The sequence below is a fragment of the Brevundimonas sp. RM1 genome (assembly GCF_052907225.1).
On sequence record NZ_JBRERY010000052.1, the window covers coordinates 1 to 3,805 of the forward strand.

Sequence of the window (3,805 nt, forward strand, 5' to 3'; positions counted from 1 at the left end):
GTCTTGCCGTGCGTCGTGGTGGGGTCGGGATTGCCGCCGTCGGCGCAAACCAGCCGGTCCATCATCAGCTTGAACGGGCTGGAGGCGTGATACCAGTTGACCGGGGTGACGATCAGGACGCCGTGCGCGCGGACCCACATCGGATAGATGTCATTCATCCAGTCGTGGACCTGGCCCAGGCTGTAGTTGGGATAGCAGCTGCACGGCCAATGGCAGAGGGCCGCTGCGGTGGAGAAGCAGGCCTTGCAGGGATGAATTTCCCGGCCGTATTCCGACGCCAGGCGTGACAGGTCGAGAACTTCAGTCTCCACGCCTGCGTGACCTTCCACAACTTCGCGGGCGATCTGGACCAGACGCCAGCTCTTGGACATTTCGCCAGGGCAGGTGTGCTCGGAACGGCTGGAAGCGTTGATGATCAGGATGCGCGCGGGCCCGGCGGCGTCGTCATGCTGCGCCTCGGCGGCGCGAAGGGCTTTGTGGGCGTCCAACCAGTCCAGCGCCAGCTCATAGTCCGGCTCGGCGAAGCTCGGACCGGCGGGGCGCGTCAGCGGCGATTTCCGACCCCCGATGTAGCCGTCCCAGGCTGCGGCGGCCAGGCGGTCGATCTCGTCGCGTAGCGGATCAAAGACAGGGTCCGCGAAACGGCTGCGGAAGCGGGTTTCGAAGGTTGCGCGGTCCAGTTCCGGGCTGGGCATGCCCTTGCGCGGTTCAGGGACGGCTGGAGCTTGGGAAACGGAATCTGGCATGCGGCTTCTCCGGCTCGGGTGCGTCGGAAACGTCGCGGCTGAAGACGACGTTCCGCCGCAGGAGGGGAACGCGCGGACAGAGGGCGACTTAGGAAGGCACGCCCTTCAAACGTCTATAGGAGCCGTCATGTCCGACCGCCTGACAATGCAGGATCCCCGAAATCAATATCCGCGTCCGCCGTTTCCGCGGCAGCCGCAACCCGCGCCCGGACTGGTGGCTGAGATGGAGCCCAGGCCCGATCATGGGGAGGAGAGCTATCGCGGCCACGGGCGGCTGAAGGGGCGCCGCGCCCTGATAACCGGGGCCGATTCCGGCATCGGCCGCGCCATCGCCATCGCCTACGCCCGCGAAGGGGCCGATGTCGCCGTCTCCTATCTGCCCTCAGAGGAGGCCGACGCGCGCGAGGTGATCGCCCTGATCGAGGCCGAAGGCGTCAAGGCGCTGGCCCTGCCCGGCGACGTGCGTGACGAGGCGTGGAATGCGACCATGGTAGAGCGCACGCTCGAGGCCTTCGGCGGCCTGGACATCCTGGTCGTCAACGCGGGCCGACAGCAGTTTCGCGAGGACGTAGGCGAGGTCTCGACCGAGGATTTCGACGCCACGCTGAAGACCAATCTCTACGCCCTGCACTGGCTGTGCCAGGCGGCGACGCCGCACCTGCCGCCGGGCGCGGCGGTCATCACCACGGCCTCGATCCAAGCCTATGAACCGTCGGACATCCTGCTCGACTACGCTACCACCAAGGGCGGGATCGTCACCTACACCAAGGCCCTGGCCAAGCAACTGATCGAGAAGGGCGTGCGGGTGAACGCCGTGGCGCCGGGGCCCTTCTGGACGGTTCTGCAGCCCAGCGGCGGCCAGCCTCAGGAGAAGGTTGAGAAATTCGGGGCTCACAGCGCCTTCGGCCGCCCGGGCCAGCCGGTCGAGATCGCACCCGTCTACGTTCTGCTGGCGTCGCAGGAAGCCAGCTTCGTCACGGGCGAGGTCTGGGGCGTCACCGGCGGCGCCGGGATTGCCTGAGCTCAGACCTCGAATACGCGATAGGGCGTGTCGCCCAGCGCCCGCAGCACGGGCAGGGCGACATTGTAGACCGGAACGCCGCGCGACGTGCGGCCTTCCGGCGCCCCCCGATGCGCATGGCCGTGCACCACCAGCTTGACGTTCTCATAGCGGTCGACGACCTCAGCCAGCCGCGATGAGCCGAGGAAGGCGTGGATTTCCGGCGGCTCGCCGATCACCGTGTCGACCACCGGCGCATAGTGGAGAAGCACGACGCTCCGTTCTGTGCGCAGGGTGCGGATGGAGTTCTCGATGAGGTTGGCGTCCTCCACCGCCTCATTGACGAAGGTCTTCACCGAGGCCTCGCCGAAGGAGCTGAGCATGTAGCGGCCGAAGCCGCCGACGAAGCCCTTGCCTCCGGCGAAGCCGACGCCGTCGATCTCATAGGCTTCGCCGGTCAGCATCTTGACCCCGGCCTCGCTCAGCATGCGGGCCACCTCAAGAGGCTGGCCGCACTCGTGCTCGTGATTGCCCAGCACGCCGACCATGGGGATGCGGCAGGCGCGCAGATCCTCCAGCAGGTTCTCCACCTCGACCGTCTTGCCGAAATTGACCAGGTCGCCGCACAGGCACAGCACGTCCGCGTCTTCATGCACCCGGTCGAACAGGTCGCGATAGGCGCGATGCGAGGTCTCGCCGACGTGCAGATCGCCGACGGCGGCGACGCGCAGCTTCTTCTTCGGCCCCGCTTCCATGCCGGGTTGAGGCGTCTGGCCTTCAGCGGCGGGGGCGGCGGTTTCAGGCGACGGGATCATGGCGTTCCTCCAGGCCCTTGCCCACCACGTCGCCGAAGCCCCATTCGGAGATGTCGGCGATGTAGTCTCTGGGGCTGAACAGGCGGCCGCGGCAGACCTTTACGCGCGGCGCCGGCAGATCGACCTGAGCGTGAAGGCGGCCGATCAGCTCCGTCATCAGCCACGCCGGCACCAGGCCGCGCTCCGTCGGATAGGCGAAGCGGAAGTTGAGCAGGTGCGCCAGCAGCACCTCCCAATAGAGGTCCATCTGATCCAGAAGCGATTTCCAGTCGATGGCGTCAGCCTGCTTGAGAATGACGTGGTTCACATCGGCGCCGTCGTAGCGATAGCGGTCTTGAATGAAGGCCTTGGACAGGATCAGGGCGGTCGGCGGGGTGATCGTCACCTCATGCCCGTAGACGGTGATGCGATCAGGTCCGAACCAACTGTCGGAGACGGCGATGGTGCCGTTCGACATGGCGAAGATGACGTCGAAGAAGTGCTTGTCGTCCTTCCAGACCTTGGCGATCCAGCGTTCGTCCTCGACGTCGGTGCGATAGCCGCGCGCCTGGAAGAAGGCTAGAATCCGGGGGTAGTCGCCGGGCTTGCAGAAGACGTCCAGATCCTTGGTCGGCCGACGGATGCCTGTATAGGCCGTTACGGCGTAGGTGCCCGAGAGCAGGAAGGGAACGCCGGATTCCTTCAGCAGACGCAAGGACTCTTCATAAAAGGCCTGGGCTTCTGCGGGAGGCTCGAAAGCGGCATCGGCGACGGTATCGGACATGAGCGGGTTCCTGAACAGGGCATGGAAACGGCGCATGGCGAAACCGGGTTCCGCCCGCTGCTCTCAGGTCCGTCGCGGTCGCCGACGATTTCCTCTCCCGTTGTTCGCGCGGTCGCCCCGCCCTAGAGGTAGGAGCTTGACGGTTCGGAGGACAGGTCATTCTTACGCGGCGCGAAACATCCTTCGGGCTTCTGGCGGCGGGGGTGGGTTCGCTAACCTTGCCTTCGCGAGGACAGGACGCCCTGGCGGCGCGGTTGGCCCGAGACGCCATTTCGTTCGACGCCGCCTTTGATCCCGCCGAGGAAACAACGCTCGCAGACGCGCTCGCCCGCATCATCGGCGATCGCGACATCGTCATGCTGGGAGAATCCAGCCATGGCGACGGGGCCTCCATCCGGTTGCGCGGGCGGCTGGTCGAGCTTCTGCACAGGCGGTTCGGCTTTGATGTTCTGGCGTTCGAAGCGGACTTCTGGTCCGTCAC

General features: G+C 66.0%; 4 protein-coding genes and 1 pseudogene. 2 read left to right on the forward strand and 3 right to left on the reverse strand.

Translation table 11 applies throughout. The annotated features are described in order from the left end of the window. Window positions 1-746 (reverse strand): flavodoxin family protein (locus ACU5AP_RS16040; protein WP_446681535.1); only part of this gene is annotated, 746 nt, incomplete at its 3' end. A 127-nt stretch (window positions 747-873) separates the two neighbouring features. Here ACU5AP_RS16040 and ACU5AP_RS16045 point away from each other — a divergent pair. After that, window positions 874-1,767: an SDR family oxidoreductase gene (locus tag ACU5AP_RS16045; protein WP_446681536.1), complete on the forward strand. Its 894-nt coding sequence runs from the start codon at window positions 874-876 to the stop codon at window positions 1,765-1,767. A gap of 2 nt (window positions 1,768-1,769) precedes the next feature. Here the strand turns inward: ACU5AP_RS16045 and ACU5AP_RS16050 are convergent, their stop codons facing one another. Continuing rightward, window positions 1,770-2,561 (reverse strand): metallophosphoesterase family protein, encoded by a 792-nt coding sequence (locus ACU5AP_RS16050; RefSeq protein ID WP_446681537.1) that lies wholly within the window; start codon window positions 2,559-2,561, stop codon window positions 1,770-1,772. Further along, a complete protein-coding gene (locus ACU5AP_RS16055; protein ID WP_341024298.1) occupies window positions 2,545-3,324 on the reverse strand; it encodes a hypothetical protein in 780 nt (259 codons plus the stop codon). Before ACU5AP_RS16055 ends, ACU5AP_RS16050 begins: the two co-directional genes overlap by 17 nt. 254 nt (window positions 3,325-3,578) lie before the next feature. Between ACU5AP_RS16055 and ACU5AP_RS16060 the strand changes: the two are divergent. Further along, a pseudogene (locus tag ACU5AP_RS16060) lies at window positions 3,579-3,805 on the forward strand (hypothetical protein); the annotation flags it as partial.